General features: G+C 66.4%; 12 protein-coding genes. 3 read left to right on the top strand and 9 right to left on the bottom strand.

The window, feature by feature from the left end; all coding sequences use genetic code 11:
• Nucleotides 1-53 precede the first annotated feature (53 nt).
• From NYR97_RS06480 to NYR97_RS06450, 7 genes are all read right to left on the bottom strand, one after another.
• Complete coding sequence (locus NYR97_RS06480) at nucleotides 54-1,634, bottom strand: gamma-glutamyltransferase family protein (RefSeq protein WP_316697159.1); 1,581 nt, start codon at nucleotides 1,632-1,634, stop codon at nucleotides 54-56.
• Nucleotides 1,634-3,094 (bottom strand): AtzE family amidohydrolase, encoded by a 1,461-nt coding sequence (locus tag NYR97_RS06475; RefSeq protein ID WP_316697158.1) that lies wholly within the window; start codon nucleotides 3,092-3,094, stop codon nucleotides 1,634-1,636. The genes NYR97_RS06480 and NYR97_RS06475 overlap by 1 nt, the downstream gene beginning before the upstream one ends.
• A gap of 132 nt (nucleotides 3,095-3,226) precedes the next feature.
• A complete protein-coding gene (locus NYR97_RS06470; RefSeq protein WP_316697157.1) occupies nucleotides 3,227-4,390 on the bottom strand; it encodes a nucleoside hydrolase in 1,164 nt (387 codons plus the stop codon).
• A gap of 153 nt (nucleotides 4,391-4,543) precedes the next feature.
• Nucleotides 4,544-6,106, bottom strand: a complete 1,563-nt coding sequence (locus tag NYR97_RS06465) for an adenosine deaminase family protein (RefSeq protein ID WP_316697156.1) — start codon at nucleotides 6,104-6,106, stop codon at nucleotides 4,544-4,546.
• A 115-nt stretch (nucleotides 6,107-6,221) separates the two neighbouring features.
• Entirely contained in the window at nucleotides 6,222-7,535 is a 1,314-nt protein-coding gene (locus tag NYR97_RS06460) for an NCS2 family permease (RefSeq protein ID WP_316697155.1), read from the bottom strand.
• Between the two features lie 400 nt (nucleotides 7,536-7,935).
• Nucleotides 7,936-8,895, bottom strand: coding sequence for a PDR/VanB family oxidoreductase (locus tag NYR97_RS06455; RefSeq protein ID WP_316697154.1), 960 nt, complete (start codon nucleotides 8,893-8,895; stop codon nucleotides 7,936-7,938).
• A gap of 17 nt (nucleotides 8,896-8,912) precedes the next feature.
• Complete coding sequence (locus NYR97_RS06450) at nucleotides 8,913-9,965, bottom strand: Rieske 2Fe-2S domain-containing protein (protein WP_316697153.1); 1,053 nt, start codon at nucleotides 9,963-9,965, stop codon at nucleotides 8,913-8,915.
• 126 nt (nucleotides 9,966-10,091) lie between these two features.
• Between NYR97_RS06450 and NYR97_RS06445 the strand changes: the two genes are divergently transcribed.
• Together NYR97_RS06445 and NYR97_RS06440 are read left to right on the top strand one after the other, a co-directional pair.
• Entirely contained in the window at nucleotides 10,092-11,009 is a 918-nt protein-coding gene (locus NYR97_RS06445) for a LysR family transcriptional regulator (protein WP_115515045.1), read from the top strand.
• Nucleotides 11,010-11,242: 233 nt separating this feature from the next.
• Nucleotides 11,243-12,049, top strand: a complete 807-nt coding sequence (locus NYR97_RS06440) for a TatD family hydrolase (RefSeq protein WP_316697151.1) — start codon at nucleotides 11,243-11,245, stop codon at nucleotides 12,047-12,049.
• A 16-nt stretch (nucleotides 12,050-12,065) separates the two neighbouring features.
• On the opposite strand, the gene NYR97_RS06435 is transcribed toward NYR97_RS06440, so the two are convergent.
• On the bottom strand, nucleotides 12,066-12,734 hold the full coding sequence (locus NYR97_RS06435; RefSeq protein WP_316697150.1) for a VOC family protein: 669 nt from the start codon (nucleotides 12,732-12,734) through the stop codon (nucleotides 12,066-12,068).
• Between the two features lie 196 nt (nucleotides 12,735-12,930).
• Nucleotides 12,931-13,818 (bottom strand): LysR family transcriptional regulator, encoded by an 888-nt coding sequence (locus NYR97_RS06430; protein WP_176340092.1) that lies wholly within the window; start codon nucleotides 13,816-13,818, stop codon nucleotides 12,931-12,933.
• A gap of 97 nt (nucleotides 13,819-13,915) precedes the next feature.
• Between NYR97_RS06430 and NYR97_RS06425 the strand changes: the two genes are divergently transcribed.
• Nucleotides 13,916-15,205, top strand: a complete 1,290-nt coding sequence (locus NYR97_RS06425; RefSeq protein WP_316697148.1) for an MFS transporter — start codon at nucleotides 13,916-13,918, stop codon at nucleotides 15,203-15,205.
• Nucleotides 15,206-15,264 lie beyond the last annotated feature (59 nt).

Here is a 15,264-nt window from a genome sequence, read left to right as displayed (position 1 = left end):
GATCGCTCAGCAAGCACCTGCCAGCAGTGAATCATCGAGGAAGGCGCAGTGCATCACCATCCAGCCACCGCACCATCCGAGCGCGGATCGCTCGCCCCGCTGATCACGCCATCGGCCTCGCTGACCAATGCGCCCGCGTGTCCCATGACCGATGTGTATGCGGGCAACAGCTCCACCGCATGCCCGGCATCGCGCAGTGCTTGCACGACCGCTGGATCGAAGCGGTCTTCGAGCTTCAGCGAGGTGCTGTCTTCGCCCCAGGTGCGGCCGAGCAACCAGCGTGGTGCGCTGATGGCCTGTTGCAGCGGTACACCGAAGCGGGCGTAGCGGGAAAAGAGGGCGGCCTGTGTCTGTGGTTGGCCTTCGCCGCCCATGGTGCCGTAGGCCATGACGCGGCCGTCGTCGAAAGTAGCCAGTGCGGGGTTGAGGGTGTGGAAGGGTTTGCGCCCCGGGGCGAGGGCGTTCCAGCCGTCGGCGGCGAGGCGGAAACTGCAACCGCGGTTTTGCCAGGTGATGCCGGTGCGCGGCAGCACCACGCCGGAGCCGAATTCGAAATACGTTGACTGGATGCAGCTGACGGCGCGGCCGCGCGCATCGATGGCGCCGAACCAGACAGTGTCGCCGGCTTGCGAGGGCTGCGGCCAGGGCAGTGCGCTGCGCATGTCGATGCGTGCGGCCAGCGCGTCGAGTGCGGCGTTGTCGTCGAGCAGGGCCTGTGCGTCGAGCGTCATCCAGGCGGGGTCGCCGATGTGTGCGTCGCGGATCAGGAAGGCCTGTTTGGTGGCTTCGATCAGGCCGTGCAGGTGTGCGTAGCTGTCGGGCCGTTCGGCATGTAGGCGATCGAACAAGGCGAGGATCAGCAGTGAGGCAAGGCCTTGCGTGGGCGGTGCGTGGTTGTAGAGGCGCGCGCCGTGGATGGCGACCGAGAGCGGTACGCTGGCGTCGGCATGATGGCGTGCGAGGTCGTGTGCGTTGAGCGGGCTGCCGAGTGCTTGCAGGTCGGCGGCGATGTCGTCGGCCACTGCGCCGCGATAGAAACTCTCCAACCCATTCTCGGCCAGCCGTTGCAAGGTGCGTGCGAGGTGCGCTTGTTGCAGCAGCGCGCCTTCGTGCAGGGGGACGCCGTGTGGTTCGAAAATGCTGGCGTAGGCGCCGGGTTGCACGCGCAGTTCGGCGCTCTTGTTGGCGGCGATGTGTGCGCCGCCTAAAGTGACCGGTACGCCATCGCTGGCATGGTGAATGGCGTCCTGCAACAAGCGTTGCAGCGATAGTGTGCCGCCTGCGTGCTGCAGAGCGAGTGCCCAGCCGGAGACGGTGCCGGCCACGGTATTGGCCGCGCCGGGGCCGCGCCACGGAATGCTGCTGTGGCCGCGATAGAAGTCCAAGGTTGCCGCCTGTGCAGCGCGGCCGCAGGCATCGATGGCGTGTACGCGGCCGCCGGGTTCGTGGATCAGCCAGAAGCCGTCGCCACCGATGCCGGTCATGTGCGGGTACACCACGGCCAGGCAGGCGGCGGTGGCGACGGCGGCTTCGATGGCGTTGCCGCCGTCGCGCAGGACATCGCGCCCGGCTTGTGCGGCCAGATGATGCGGGGCCACGACCATGCCGCGACGCGCGCGCAAGGTGTGCAGCATCAGCGTGTCTCCGCCGGTGGGCTGAAGGCGAGCAGGCCGTCGCGTTCGAGTTGCGCGGCCAGTGCGAACAGGCGGTCTTCGCGGCCGGGCGCGGCGATCAGTTGTACGCCCAGCGGCAGGCGGCCGGGGCGTGGCAACGGGGCGGCCAATACCGGGCAGGCGGCAAGCCCGAGCGGTTGGGTGAAGATGCCTAAGTTGGCGCGCGCAGACACCGGCAGGCCGTCGATCTGGATGGCGTCCTGGTCGATGCGTGGTGCCACGCACGGTGTGGTTGGCGCAATCAACACATCCACCTCGTCCCACAGGCGTTGCATGGCGGCGCCAAACCACTGCGCAAAGCGGTGTGCATCGGCCACCGCGCTGGCAGGCAATTGCAGGCCGGCGAGCAGGCGGTCGCGGGTGGCCGGGTCGAACTGCTCGGCATGCGTGCCCAAACCGGCGCGATGACGATGGCCGCCTTCGGCAGCGGTGAGCACGAAGGCGGCGGCGCGGGCGCGTTCTGCTTCGGGTAATTCGATCATGGTGGTGCTGTTGCAGGCGGTGAGCAATGCACTGAGGCCGGCATCCAGGTCGGGGTCGAGATTGCGTTGGAACCAGCCACCCAGGCGTGCGATGCGCAAGCTGCCGACATTGCAGTAGGCAACTGAGTGACCAAGCATCACTTCGTAGACGCGGCGTAGATCGGCGATGGAGGTGGCGAACGGGCCGACCACATCCAGCGCATCGACGAAGCCGAACACGCCGTCCAGCGGCAACGCGCCATGGGTGGGACGCAGGCCGTACACGCCGCACAATGCGGCCGGAACGCGGATGGAGCCGTTGGTGTCCGAGCCGAGCGCGAATGGCACCAGCCCGGCGGCCACCGCAGCAGCCGAGCCGCCCGACGAGCCACCGGCCAGATGGCGATGATCGTGCGGGTTGGCGGTGGTGCCGTAATGCGCGTTGACGGTGGCAAACCCGTAGGCGAATTCGTCCATGTTGGCGGTGCCTACCAGCACCGCGCCCGCATCGCTCAGACGTTGCACTACGGCGGCGTCGCGCGCGGCCGGGGCGCATTGCGCGCGGACGACGGCACCAGCGGTGGTGACCTGACCAGCGACATCGAACAGATCCTTGACCACGAACGGCACGCCGGCCAACGCACCGCCGTCGCTGCCACCGGCCAGCGCAGCCTGCACGCGCGCGGCATCGGCGGCGGCGCGTGCGGGCAGCAGGCGGGTGATCGCGCGCAGGCGGTCGTTGGCCTGATGGATATGCGTGAGCGTCTGGGTGGCATGGCGTGCGGCCAGCGTGGGCTGGCTGCGGGTGGTACTGACGATGGAGGCGATCTGCCCGCGCGCAGTGGTGCTGTCCTGTCGCGTAGTGCGTGGGGCGGTGAAGCTGGCGAGCAGCTGCGCGTGGCCGCGCAGGACCTCGGTATTGCGATCGATGCCGGCCTGCCACTGCGCTGGGACTTGCATGGGGTCACCTTGGGTTGCTGGAAGTTGCGGGTGTGGGTGTCGTCTAGGCCCTCTCCCGCCGGGAGGGGGGTTGGGGTGAGGGTGCCCCGCTGGTTGGAGATGTATCAGGTACGCGTTTACCTTGCTTGCCACCTACTCAACTGGCGCAGCATTTTTCTCAGTTGCCGCACCCTCATCCGCCCTTCGGGCAACTTCTCCCGACGGGAGAAGGGGTAACGGCAACCCGACTGCCGGCGGCTGCGGCGCAGTGAGGTGATCGATCAGTAATCGCTCGAACGCTTCCACATCCACCGCATGCACCACCGTCTGGGCCTGTTCGCCCAGTCCAGGCTGATAGCCCGGTGCCCACGACAGGATGTCGCCATACCCTGCATCGAAGGCGGTGTTGGTATCGACGTAGAGCGTCTCGGTGTGCGTTGCCAACTCGGAGCGCAACCACACCGCAGTGGCCAGCTCATCCCACATCGGAAAGCCGGTTTCGCGACGGCGCAACGCGTGGCCGATGCTGGTATCGGCAGCGCTCATGCGCGCCAGCAACGCTGGCGTGAGTTCGGTGGCAGTGGATGGATCCACCGGCACCATGGTGATCTTGCGCCAGGGCGCGCGCATGACGATGCTGGCCGCTTCCGGATCCCAGCGGATATTGAATTCGCGGCGTGGCGAGTTGACGAATTCGCGCGCGAATTGCTGCGCGCTGATGCTGTTGCGTTGCTGCCGCGGGTTGAGGCTGCCGCCCATGTAGACCAGCTCGCGCGCCAGCGTGGCGAAGGCCGGATCCAGCGCTTGCGCAAGCGCCAGATTGGTCAGCGGGCCTGTGGCAATGATGCTCACCTCGCCTGGATACAGGCGCACCATGCGCAGCATGAACAATGCAGCCGGTTCGTCGGATGCGCGCACCACGCCGGGATTGCCCAACGCCAGATCGGGCACCACGTCGTGGGCGTGATAACGCGGCGCGCTCTGCACGGTGTCGCCATCCACCCAGTGTTTGGTCCATGCACCTTTCCAGACCAGCTTGCCGTACAGCGCTTCCCAACGCTCGGTGGCCAGCTCGCTGTTGAGCAGCGGATGCACCGGGCCGGGCAGCACCGGGATGTCGGGATGGCCGGCCAATTCCAGCAGGCGGCAGGTATGCGCCAGCACTTCGTCGCGCCAGATGTTGCCGCTGACCGCGCTGATACCCAGCACCTCGACCTCGGGCGATTGCAACAGCAGCAACTGCGCAGGCGTGAAGCCGTCGATATCGTCTTCGAGAATGACGCGGCGTTTGGATGGGGCGGCGTGCGAGTGGGTCATTGCGCTTTGGTCATAAGGGTGGAATGCATCGCGGCGAAGATGGAATGGAGGCTGCGTTTAATGGGCGTTGCGTTTGTAGGAGCGTGCTTGCGCGCGATGAGGCGTTATCGGTGATGCCTCTTCGCGCGCAAGCGCGCTCCTACGGGTTATGCGTCAGCCGGTTGTTGTCTGCACTTTGCGTTGCTGCAACAGCATGCGCTCGTACTGCGCCAGATCGGTTTCAAGCTGCCATTGCAGCCGTGCCTTCCCGCTGCTCTGGCGAAATGCTTGGCACGCAGCGTCATCGGTTTCGCGCTGCAATGCAGTGGCGCAGGCCTGCGCAGCTGTACCTTCTGCGCTCCACAAGCTGGTGCCCGGCAGGAAACTGTAGGTCAGGCCGTTGCGGGCCAGCTGCTTGAGCGTGGGGTAATCGATGCCTTGCTCCTGCATCGCGCGTTGATACTCGTGGGTCATGTCCGCGCGCGAGACGCCGGCATCGTCGGTGGACAGCACCACCGGCACACCGGCGCGCAGATACATTGCCAGCGGATGCGCGCCACCTTTGACGCCCAGAATCACATCGTTGCTGGTGAGGTTGATCTCCACCGCGATCTGGTCGCGGCGCATACGCTGCAGCAATCCATCCACGTCGTCTTCGTAAGGCAGATCCACACCGTGACCGATGCGGCGTGCACCTACGTCCACTGCCTGGCGGATGTGCGAGCGCAGTTGCGCGGGTGGCACCAGGCCCAACGCCAGCTCGCCGGCATGCAGGGACAGCGGCACGTTGGGATAGCGCGTTGCGAAGAACCGGAACATCGCCATATGCCGCGCGTAGTCGGCCAGCGCCACCGGGTTGTCTTCGGGCGCAACGATGTTCAACGCCACCGCGCGGCTACCGCCTGCAGCGATCAAGGCGTGGGCCAGCGCCATCTGCCCGAATACCATCGGCTGCGGCAATACGCGCAACACGTAAGGCACGTAGCGATACGTGACCTGGCAGCCAGGGCGCGCATCGGGTAGGTCGCAATGCAACACGCGGCGCACCTGGGCGTCGGTGTCGGCAAGCGCCCCTTGTGCGGCCAGTACCAGCGGCGGCAAGGCGTCTTGCAACGCGCGCAGATTGGCGTCGTCGTCCTCGCCCTTCCATGGCAGCGCCTGCATCTGTTGCGCCGCCTGATCCATCTGCGGCGGGTTGGCGATGATTTCCACGTAAGGCACGCGGTCGCGCGCGGCCTGTTCCAGCACTGCGGCCACGGTGTCGGCAACGCGCGCGCGCACCACCGCGTCGAACTTGCCGAAGGTGCTGAAGAACTGATCGTGTCCGGTGGGCTGCGATGGGCTGGGCAGGAACTTGCGCATCGACAGGGCATCCACCACCCGGCCATACAGCGCGGCATTGCGCGTGGCCAGATCGCGTGCAGGCTCCTGGCCCTTGGCGCACGGCGGCGCGCGCAGGCTCAGGTCGTCCAGTTGCACGCAGGCGCCATCTGCGCTGGCCCACTGCAGGTAGCTCTCGGCATACACCGAGCCGGACAGATGGTTATGCAGGTCGCCGCCCTTGGGCATGGCTTGCAGCCACGCGCGCAATTGCGCAGGTTGCGCGGCCGCGTCGTGAAACAGCTGCGCCACCTGCTGCTCGCGTTGTTGCGCAGGCGCCTGCGCCGGGCGTGCGAGCGTCATGCCCGGTAACAAGGTGCACAAGCTGAGGATCAGACAGCGATAACGATGTGGCATGTGTGAGCTCTGGGAATGAGACAGCACGTCGTGGCGCTGCCGGTTGCGGTGCAGCTTGCCGCGCGAGGCGGTGGGTGACCAGGAGGCAGGAGATGAAATAGCTGGTGCGACTCGCTCACTCCAAGGCATAGCGCAGCACGAACAGGCCGGCAATCGCCCAGGTTGCCGGATGCACGGCGCGCCAGCGGCCGCTGCCCAGCTTGAGTGCCGCATAGGTGATGAAGCCGAAGGCCAGGCCGGTGGCGATGGAATAGGTGAGCGGCATGGCCAGCATGCAGATCGCGGCCGGTAGCGCGTCGCCGACATCGTCCCACTGGATCTGCGTGCACTCGCGCAGCATCACCGATGCCAGGTAGATCAGCGCCGGTGCGGTGGCATACGCCGGCACCATCGCCGCCAATGGCGAGAACAGCAGCGCCAGCAGAAACAGCGCTGCCACCACCAGCGCGGTGAGCCCGGTACGCCCACCCACCTGTACACCGGCAGCGCTTTCCACGTAGGCGGTGGTGCTGGAAGTGCCAAGCAGCGAGCCGGCCAGGATGGCGGTGCTGTCGGCGAGCAGGGCGCGGTCGAACTGGCGACGGTGCGCCTGTGTGTGTAACAGGCCGGCGCGCTGGGCCACGCCCATCAAGGTGCCGGTGGCATCGAACATTTCCACCAGCACGAACACCAGCACCACGTGCAGGACGGCGGTTAGTGCGCCGCTGCCGCCATGGCCTTGCAAGGCGCCGGCAATATCCAGCTGCAGCAGCGTGGGCGCCAGGCTCGGCGGCAGCGACAGCACGCCTTGATAGTGCACCAGACCCAGCGCCAGCGCAGCGACGGTGACCGCCAGGATGCCCAGCAACATCGCCCCGCGCACGCGGCGCACTTCCAGTACGCCGATCAGCAGCAGCCCAGCCAACGCAAGCAATGGCTCGGGCCGATGCAAGTCGCCCAGGGTCACCAGCGTCTGCGGATGCGCCACCACCAGCCCGGCTTTTTGCAAGCCGATCAACGCCAGGAACAGGCCGATGCCCGCTGCAATCGCACTGCGTAAGGTGGGTGGGATGCCATCCACCAGCCAGCGTCGCGCGCCGGTGACGCTGAGCAGCAGGAACACGCAGCCGGACACGAACACCAGCCCCAGCGTCTGCTGCCAGCTGTAACCCAGCGTGCCCACCACAGAGAAAGCGAAAAACGCATTCAAGCCCATGCCCGGTGCCATGCCGATGGGATAGTTGGCCAGCACGCCCATTAGCAGCGAGCCAAGCGCGGCGGCCAGACAGGTCGCCACGAACACCGCGCCGTGGTCCATGCCGGTGGTGGCCAGGATGTCGGGGTTGACGAAGACGATGTAGGCCATCGTCAGGAAGGTGGTGGCACCGGCCAGGATCTCGGTACGCACGCTGCTGCCATTGGCGGACAGTGCAAATCCGGGCCAGCGCATCAGCGTACGCCCGTGCACGGGCGGGCGAAGGCGATCACACAAACAACCATCGGCAGGCATCTCATCGGCACACAGGGGCACGCGCGATTGCGGTGGACGCGCGCGGGCCAACTATCTTGCACTGTGCGACGGCGGTTGCCACGGACCCTTTGCACGGATTGCGCTGCAAGTGCAATGCGTGTTGCGCGGTGTGATGGCATAACCGCAGGCTTTGTCTGTATCTGCGCCGGCGGCGCCTTGTGCACCCATCGACCAAACCGTGAAAGAAGATGCGGGGCTCACGTCCGTCCACAGGTGTGCTGCGAGGTTGGCGGCCGCTTCGCGCTGCAGCGTGACCGGCGTCAGCCACCTGCGCGCCCGCTGTCGTCGTGTCTGCGCAGGCGCACGACATACGGAGCGCTCAAAGATCCAGCACCAGGCGTGGCGAACGGCTGCGCGAGCAACACAGCGTGATCTGGGTATTGGCGGCGTGCGCGCTGTCGCTGAGCACGCTGTCGCGGTGATCCGGCGTCCCGCCCAGCACGCCGGTCAGGCAGGCGCCGCACATGCCTTGCTCGCACGACAGCGGCACCTCGATGCCGGCATCGAGCAAGGCGCTGGCGATGCTGCAATCGGCCGGCACCTGCACCACGCGGCCGCTGGCGGCCAGCTCCACTTCGAAGGTGCTATCGGCATCGTGGGCCAGGCTGGTTTCGGCAGCGGCGAAGTGTTCGCGGTGCAGTTGCTCCGGCGCCCAGCCGTGCGCTTTGGCAAGCAGCGTGAAGTGGTCCATGAACGCGGCAGGCCCGCACAGATACAGCTGGTCGCGCGCACGCGCCTGGCCCAGTTCCTCGGGCACATGCACGCGCGGGCTTTCGCCGCCATCGCTCAGATGCACGTGCACCTGCCCATGGGTGAAGCCTTGTTGCAGCCGCTGCACGAAGGCTACATCGGCATGCCGTCGCGCGTAGTAATGCAGCACGAAGGCCTCGCCGCGCGCTTCCAGCGCTTCGGCCATCGACAGCAGCGGAGTAATGCCGATGCCGGCGGCCAGCAGTACATGGCGTTCGCCTGGATGCAGCGGGAACAGATTGCGCGGGCTGGAAATCTGCAGGCGGTCGCCGGTGCTGAGCTGCTCGCACAGATGCCGCGAGCCGCCACGTGAAGCATCGGCCAACTTCACGCACAGCAGATAGTGATCACGCACATGCGGCGCACTGGCGATCGAATACTGGCGGATCAAGCCATCGGGCAGATGCAGATCCACATGCGCACCGGCTTCGAATGCCGGCAATTGCGCGCCCACCGGCTCCAGCCGGATCGCGCGTTGGCGATGGCCCTGGTCGAAGACGTCGGCGACGCGGACCTCGTGCAGTTGCATGGCGTGCTCCTCGGCCGTCAGCGCAGAAAGAAGTCGCTATAGCCCTGACTGCGCAGGCCACGGCGGTAAGCGATCGAACTGCGGTCTGCGGGAATATGCACTTCCAGCAGCGGATCCAGTGGCAGGTATTCGGGGCGCTGCGCCTCCACCATGGCGCGGTCTTCCTCGAACACGCGCAGGTTGAAGGCGTGCACGTCTTCCACCGGCAGATGGGTGTCGAAATTGCGCGCGATCGGCACCAGCAGGCGCGTCTTGTGCTTGGACACCGGGCTGGCCGCGTTCATGATCACCAGCCGCTTGCCCGGCACCGGAAAATGGATGGTGAGCGTGGCGGTGAACGGCAGATGCACCTCGAAATGGCGCAGCCACTGGAAATCCGGCGCCACCTCCGGCAACGGCATGTCCACCGAATAATTGGCCACCGAGCTCAGATAATCGGCATTGAAGCCGGTGGGTGTTTCGGTGGTGGTGTAGGCCGGCACCTCGCGTTTGTCCGGCTGGGCGAAGGTCGCGGTGTGCACGAAGGCGAAATGCGCCACGTCGATGAAACCTTCCAGCTGGCGTGCGGCGCTGCCGCCGATGTCGAAGGCCGGGCAGACGATCTGCTGAAAGCCGTCCTCGTCCCAGCCGGGCATCGGCGGGATCTGTACCTCGGCCTCTCCGACGCCTGCCGGTTTGGCCAGGCACACCCAGATCAAGCCATAGCGCTCGGCCACCGCATAGGTGTGCAGGCGCATCTTGGCCGGGATGTTCTGATTTGGACTGGCGGGAATATGGTTGCAGCGCCCACCGCTTCCGAAGCGCAGCCCGTGGTAGGCGCAGACCACGCCGCCGCCATCGGCAGTGCCCATGCTCAGCGGCACGCCGCGGTGTGGGCAGACATCGCGCGCGGCCACCAGCTCGCTGCCCAGACGGTACAGCACCAGCGGCTCGTCCAGCAGGGTGGCCTTGAACGGCGCCTCGCTTACCTCGCTGCTCAGCGCCACCGCGTGCCAATGCTGGGCCAGGCGTTGCCAGTCAGCGGCTTCGAAGGTGCAGTGCAGCGGCAGGGCTGGGACGGCGACATCCATGGGGCGGTCTCTGGCGTGAGGCGGGAGTGGTGCCGGATTGACTCTAGGAAGCCGGGGGTGTGTTATCAAACATCGATTTTCAGCCAAGCCATTGCAAAAAATGCAACGCCAACCGAGCCCCGCCGCATGCTGACCTTCTCCCGCTTCACCCGTTACTTCATCGAAGTGGCCCGCTGCGGCAGCATCCGCAAGGCCTCCGACGTGCTGCATGTGTCGGCCTCGGCGATCGACCGGCAGATCCTCAAGGCCGAGGAAGAACTGGGCGCGCAGCTGTTCGAGCGCCTGCCCGGCCGGCTGCGGCTGACCGCCGCCGGCGAGCTGCTGCTGGTGGACGTGCGCGGCTGGGAGAAGGCCTACGCACGCACGCTGGAGCGCTTCGACGAGCTCAAGGGGCTGCGCCGCGGGCATGTGGAGATCGCCATGATCGACGCGCTCAGCGAGGGGGTGGTACCGGCGGCGGTGGCGGCGCTGGTGCAGGAGTACCCCGGCATCACCTTCAACCTGTCCACCGCGCGCAACCAGCGGGTGATGGAGATGGTGACCTCGGCCGATGTGGACATCGGCCTGCTGCTGGACCCGGTGAGCAGCGTGGACCTGGAGGTGCGCGCATTCGCCGACATCCCGCTGGGGATTGCGATGCCGGTGGGCCACCCGCTGAGCACCCGCACCGAGCTGCAGCTGAGCGAGACGCTGGAGCATCGGCTGCTGCTGCCGGCCGCTCCGTTGATCGTCGGCGAGCACGCCAAGGTGCTGTACCAGCGCCAGCACATCGACGTGAAGCGGCTGACCCATTGCAACGACGTGCGCACCTTGCGCGGACTGGTGCGCGCCGGTGCCGGCGTGGGGCTGATGTCCTGGTTGGACGCTGCGCCGGACGTGGCCGATGGGCGACTGGCCTTCGTGCCGTTCCGCCAGCACCTGACCAAGCCGATGACGCTGGCGCTGTGCGTGGCCCCGCAACGGCAACTCTCGCGCTCGGCGCAGCTGGCGATCCAGGCGCTGGCGGCGAAGATCGATGCGATGGTGGTGCCGGTGGTGGGTTGAATCCCTCTCTCTCTTGGAAGAAGGGAGCAAAGCCCCTCTCCTGCGGGAGAGGGGTTGGGGTGAGGGTACGGGGCGAAGCCACATTGGGTGGTTGGTCATGCGAGGCTTCGCTCGCACCCTCATCCGGCGCTGCGCGCCACCTTCTCCCGGCGGGAGAAGGTGGCGCGCAGCGCGAAGCGCACACAACTCCCACTCGTTACACTTGCCCGGCTCTCCCCACACGACACCGCAGCATGCAGTTGATCGATATCGGCGCCAACCTCACCCACGACTCCTTCGACCGCGACCGCGATGCGGTTCTGCAACGCGCACGCGAGGCCGGTGTTACGCAACTGGTGATCACCGGCGCCAGCCGTGAGCACTCACCATTGGCGTTGCAACTGGCGCAACAACACCCGGGATTTCTCTACGCCACCGCCGGCGTGCACCCGCACCACGCGGTGGAATTCACCGCCGAATGCGAGGCCGAAATGCGCACGCTGCAGGCGCACCCGCAAGTGGTGGCGGTAGGCGAATGCGGGCTGGATTACTTCCGCGATTTCGCCCCGCGCCCGGCGCAGCACAGGGCCTTCGAACGGCAACTGCAATTGGGCGCCGACAACGGCAAACCGTTGTTCCTGCATCAGCGCGATGCGCACGACGACTTCCTCTCGATCATGCGCAGCTTCGATGGCCGCCTGGGCCCGGCGGTGGTGCATTGTTTCACCGGCACGCGCGAAGAGCTGTTCGCGTATCTGGACCGCGATTACTACATCGGCATTACCGGCTGGCTCTGCGACGAGCGTCGCGGTGCGCATCTGCGCGAGCTGGTGCGTTCGATTCCGGCCAACCGGTTGATGATCGAAACCGACGCGCCTTACCTGCTGCCGCGCACACTCAAGCCGATGCCCAAGGACCGCCGCAACGAGCCGATGTTTCTGTCGCATATCGTGGAAGAACTCGCACGCGATCGTGGTGAGGACGTGGCGCTGACCGCGGCCAACAGCACGGCGGCAGCACGGGCGTTTTTCCGTTTGCCCGCGCCTGCGGTCGCTGCCTGAGTCGAGCGGCGGCGGATCACGCCGCCAGCAATTCCCACCCTTGCGCGTCGCGTAGCCGCAGCCCCGGTTGCGGTGCATCCACGCTGATCCGTAAACCATCGGCCCAGGGCAGCTGCCGCTGCTGCGGAAACCAGCGCCGCGCCTGGTCGACCACGATCAACAGGCCCTGATCGTCACCCAGCGCCACAAAGCCTTCCAGTGCAGGTGCAAACGGGTGCATGCCGAAGTGATTGGCGATGCTGCTGGTGACCGCTTCGACGTTGTTGCTGGGAAGCCCGATCTCGCTCAGGCACAGCAATTCCTCCCCATGAAAATCGCCTTGCCCGGTGGCGGTCTGTTGCAGCGCATTGCGCGCGATCAGTTCCAGCACCGCCCCGTCGGGGCCGGCGAAATACACCGACTGCGACTGCCAGACGCCCCCCAGTTCAAACTGCCGACGGCCCTGCGGATCGGCCAGCAGCGTTGCGCGCGCGCCGATCCACTGCGCAGCTGCCTCGAAGCGCGACGGTGCCACGTTGAAGGCAAGATGCACACTGCCCACCGGCTGCTGTGCCTGCACGCATTCCAGCGTGCTCCAGCCGATGGAAATGGCGTTGCCGTACTGCGGAAGCTGCAGCACATCGCGATAGAACCGCAGGCTGAGGTCGAGGTCGAGGCAGGGCAGCAACAGATGGCGAAGATGCATGGCGGGCGCACGTGGCAGAAGGTGCACGTATTGAACGACCTCAATCGCGGTTGAGGTCAAGACGTGTTCAAGCCTGGATGCGGGCAGGAGCGCACTTGTGCGCGACGGGGCGTTACCGGGAAAGCCCCATCGCGCACGAGTGCGCTCCTACAACAGCCGCGGTGCGTTCGCTGTCATTGGCTCAACTCAACCTCGCTTAAAGCACTTCTGCCAGCGCCCATAGATGCCGCACCAATGGCGCGGTCTCCAACGCACCGGGCGAGACCGCCAACGCAAGCCTTGCCAGCGGCATTTGTCCTTCGATGTCCAGATAGCGCACGCCGGGCAGTTGCAGTTGCGCAGTGGAGGCGGGCACCACCGAGACGCCCAGTTCGGCGGCGACCAGATTGACGATGGACGACATCTGCGGCGCGTCCTGGGTGATGCGCAAGGTCACGCCGGATGCGCGGCAGGCGGCGAGAATCTCGTCGTACAGACTCGAACCGAAGCTGCGCGGAAACAGGATGAACGGCTCGCCCGCCAGTGCCGCCAACGGCGCGCTGCTGCGTGCAGCCAGGCGATGCGCGGCGGGCACGGCGATCTTCATCGGCTCATCGGCAAAGCGCAGCAGCTGCAGATCGGGCGGTGTGCTCAAGCCGTAACGCACAAACGCCGCGTCCAGGCGGCCATCTGCCAGTGCCACCAATAATCCGGCGGTGTTGGTTTCTTCCAGCAGCAACTCGACCTGCGGCCATTGCCGGCGAAAGTCGCGGATCAGATGCGGCACCACCGGGTTGAACGCAGCCGAGGCGGTAAAGCCCAGGCGCAGCCGGCCGGATTCGCCACGCGCCACCCGGCGCGCCGTTTCGGCAGCGCGTTCCACATCGGCGAGCACGCGGCGCACCTCTACCAGGAATGCCTCGCCGGCCGGAGTCAGCTCGGCGCCGCTGTGGGTGCGCCGGAACAGCGGCGTGCCCAGATCGCGCTCCAGCGCCTGGATCTGCTGGCTCAGCGGTGGCTGGCCGATACCGACCCGCGCTGCTGCCCGAGTGAAGTTGCCTTCTTCGGCGACAGCCAGGAAGTAGCGGAAGTGGCGAAGCTCCATGCTATCTGTTCTACATATGGCAACTGCCAGCATCATATATTGGACAGGGGGTGGTGGCAGGCGAATACTCGCCGTCCCACGTCTCAACATCGCCCCCGTGTCCTGTTCTGATCGCCCCTCCGGCACGTCCCCGGATACTGCCGCAAGCCTCGCAACCCAGCCGCCTGCCATCGACGCGCCCGCCAGCGGCCGCATCCGGTTGGCATTGTTTCTGGCCGGCTTTGCCACCTTCTCGCTGCTGTACAGCGTGCAGCCGGTGCTGCCCGAATTTGCGCGCGCCTTCGGCGTGGACGCGGCCACCGCCTCGCTGCCGTTGTCGCTGGCCACCGGTGCGCTGGCGCTGGCGATCTTCTGCGCCGGCGCAGTGTCGGAAAACCTCGGCCGGCGCGGGCTGATGTTCGTGTCGATCGCACTGGCCGCAGTGCTCAACCTGGTCGCCGCGTTCCTTCCGCATTGGGGTGCGTTGGTGTTGGTGCGTACCTTGTCGGGCATCGCGCTGGGCGGGGTGCCCGCGGTGGCGATGGTCTACCTGGGCGAAGAGCTGCCGGCCAACAAGATGGGTGCGGCCACCGGGTTGTATGTGGCCGGCAACGCCTTCGGCGGCATGAGCGGGCGCATCGTGATGAGCGTGCTGACCGATCATTACGACTGGCGCACCGCACTGGCGATGTTGAGCGTGTTCGACCTGCTGTGCGCGCTGGCGTTCTTCTGGCTGCTGCCACCCTCGCGCAACTTCGTGTGCCGGCACGGCATCAACCTGCGCTTCCATCTGCGTGCCTGGGCCGGGCATCTGCGCGATCGCAATCTGCCGTTCCTGTTTGCGTTGCCGTTTTTGTTGATGGGCGTGTTCGTCTGCCTCTATAACTATGCCGGCTTTCGGTTGGGTGGGCCGGAGTTCGGCTTGAGCCAGAGCCAGATCGGCATGATCTTCAGCGCGTATGTGTTCGGCATCGTCAGTTCGTCGGTGGCCGGTGCGGCGTCGGATCGTTTCGGTCGCGGCCCGGTGGTCACCACCGGCATCGTGTTGTGCATGCTCGGCGTGGCGTTGACCCTGGCGCATGTCCTTGCGCTGGTGGTGGCCGGCATCGTGTTGTTGACGATCGGCTTTTTCATCGCGCATTCGGCCGCCAGCGCCTGGGTGAGCCGGCTCGGCGGTGCGCATCGCAGTCACGCGGCGTCGCTGTATCTGCTGGCGTATTACGCCGGCTCCAGCGTGATCGGCGCGCTCGGCGGCTGGTTCTGGCAACACGGTGGCTGGGGCGCGTTGGTGGGCATGTGCCTGACGTTGCTGGTACTCGCCTTTGCGGCGGCCTACGTGCTGCGCCAACGCGCCGACGACGCGCGGCCTTACGGCCGGTTTGCCCCGCACCCAGCGCGGGGCGAGTGATGCAGATCGACCAACGCATCTAAGCGCGACTGACAACACGACTGCACGGGGTTTGTCAG

The organism is Xanthomonas hydrangeae, assembly GCF_032697525.1.
GTDB classification, from domain to species: domain Bacteria; phylum Pseudomonadota; class Gammaproteobacteria; order Xanthomonadales; family Xanthomonadaceae; genus Xanthomonas; species Xanthomonas hydrangeae.
This window is presented reverse-complemented; position numbering and strand designations above follow the sequence as displayed.

Excerpts from the sequence above, each read along its gene's own strand:
- NYR97_RS06455 (WP_316697154.1), bottom strand. The coding sequence starts at position 8,895 with ATGCAACTGCACGAGGTCCGCGTCGCCGACGTCTTCGACCAGGGCCAT.
- NYR97_RS06435 (WP_316697150.1), bottom strand. The coding sequence starts at position 12,734 with ATGCATCTTCGCCATCTGTTGCTGCCCTGCCTCGACCTCGACCTCAGC.
- NYR97_RS06430 (WP_176340092.1), bottom strand. The coding sequence starts at position 13,818 with ATGGAGCTTCGCCACTTCCGCTACTTCCTGGCTGTCGCCGAAGAAGGC.
- NYR97_RS06480 (WP_316697159.1), bottom strand. The coding sequence starts at position 1,634 with ATGCTGCACACCTTGCGCGCGCGTCGCGGCATGGTCGTGGCCCCGCAT.
- NYR97_RS06450 (WP_316697153.1), bottom strand. The coding sequence starts at position 9,965 with ATGGATGTCGCCGTCCCAGCCCTGCCGCTGCACTGCACCTTCGAAGCC.
- NYR97_RS06465 (WP_316697156.1), bottom strand. The coding sequence starts at position 6,106 with ATGCCACATCGTTATCGCTGTCTGATCCTCAGCTTGTGCACCTTGTTA.
- NYR97_RS06445 (WP_115515045.1), top strand. The coding sequence starts at position 10,092 with ATGCTGACCTTCTCCCGCTTCACCCGTTACTTCATCGAAGTGGCCCGC.
- NYR97_RS06460 (WP_316697155.1), bottom strand. The coding sequence starts at position 7,535 with ATGCGCTGGCCCGGATTTGCACTGTCCGCCAATGGCAGCAGCGTGCGT.
- NYR97_RS06440 (WP_316697151.1), top strand. The coding sequence starts at position 11,243 with ATGCAGTTGATCGATATCGGCGCCAACCTCACCCACGACTCCTTCGAC.
- NYR97_RS06470 (WP_316697157.1), bottom strand. The coding sequence starts at position 4,390 with ATGACCCACTCGCACGCCGCCCCATCCAAACGCCGCGTCATTCTCGAA.
- NYR97_RS06475 (WP_316697158.1), bottom strand. The coding sequence starts at position 3,094 with ATGCAAGTCCCAGCGCAGTGGCAGGCCGGCATCGATCGCAATACCGAG.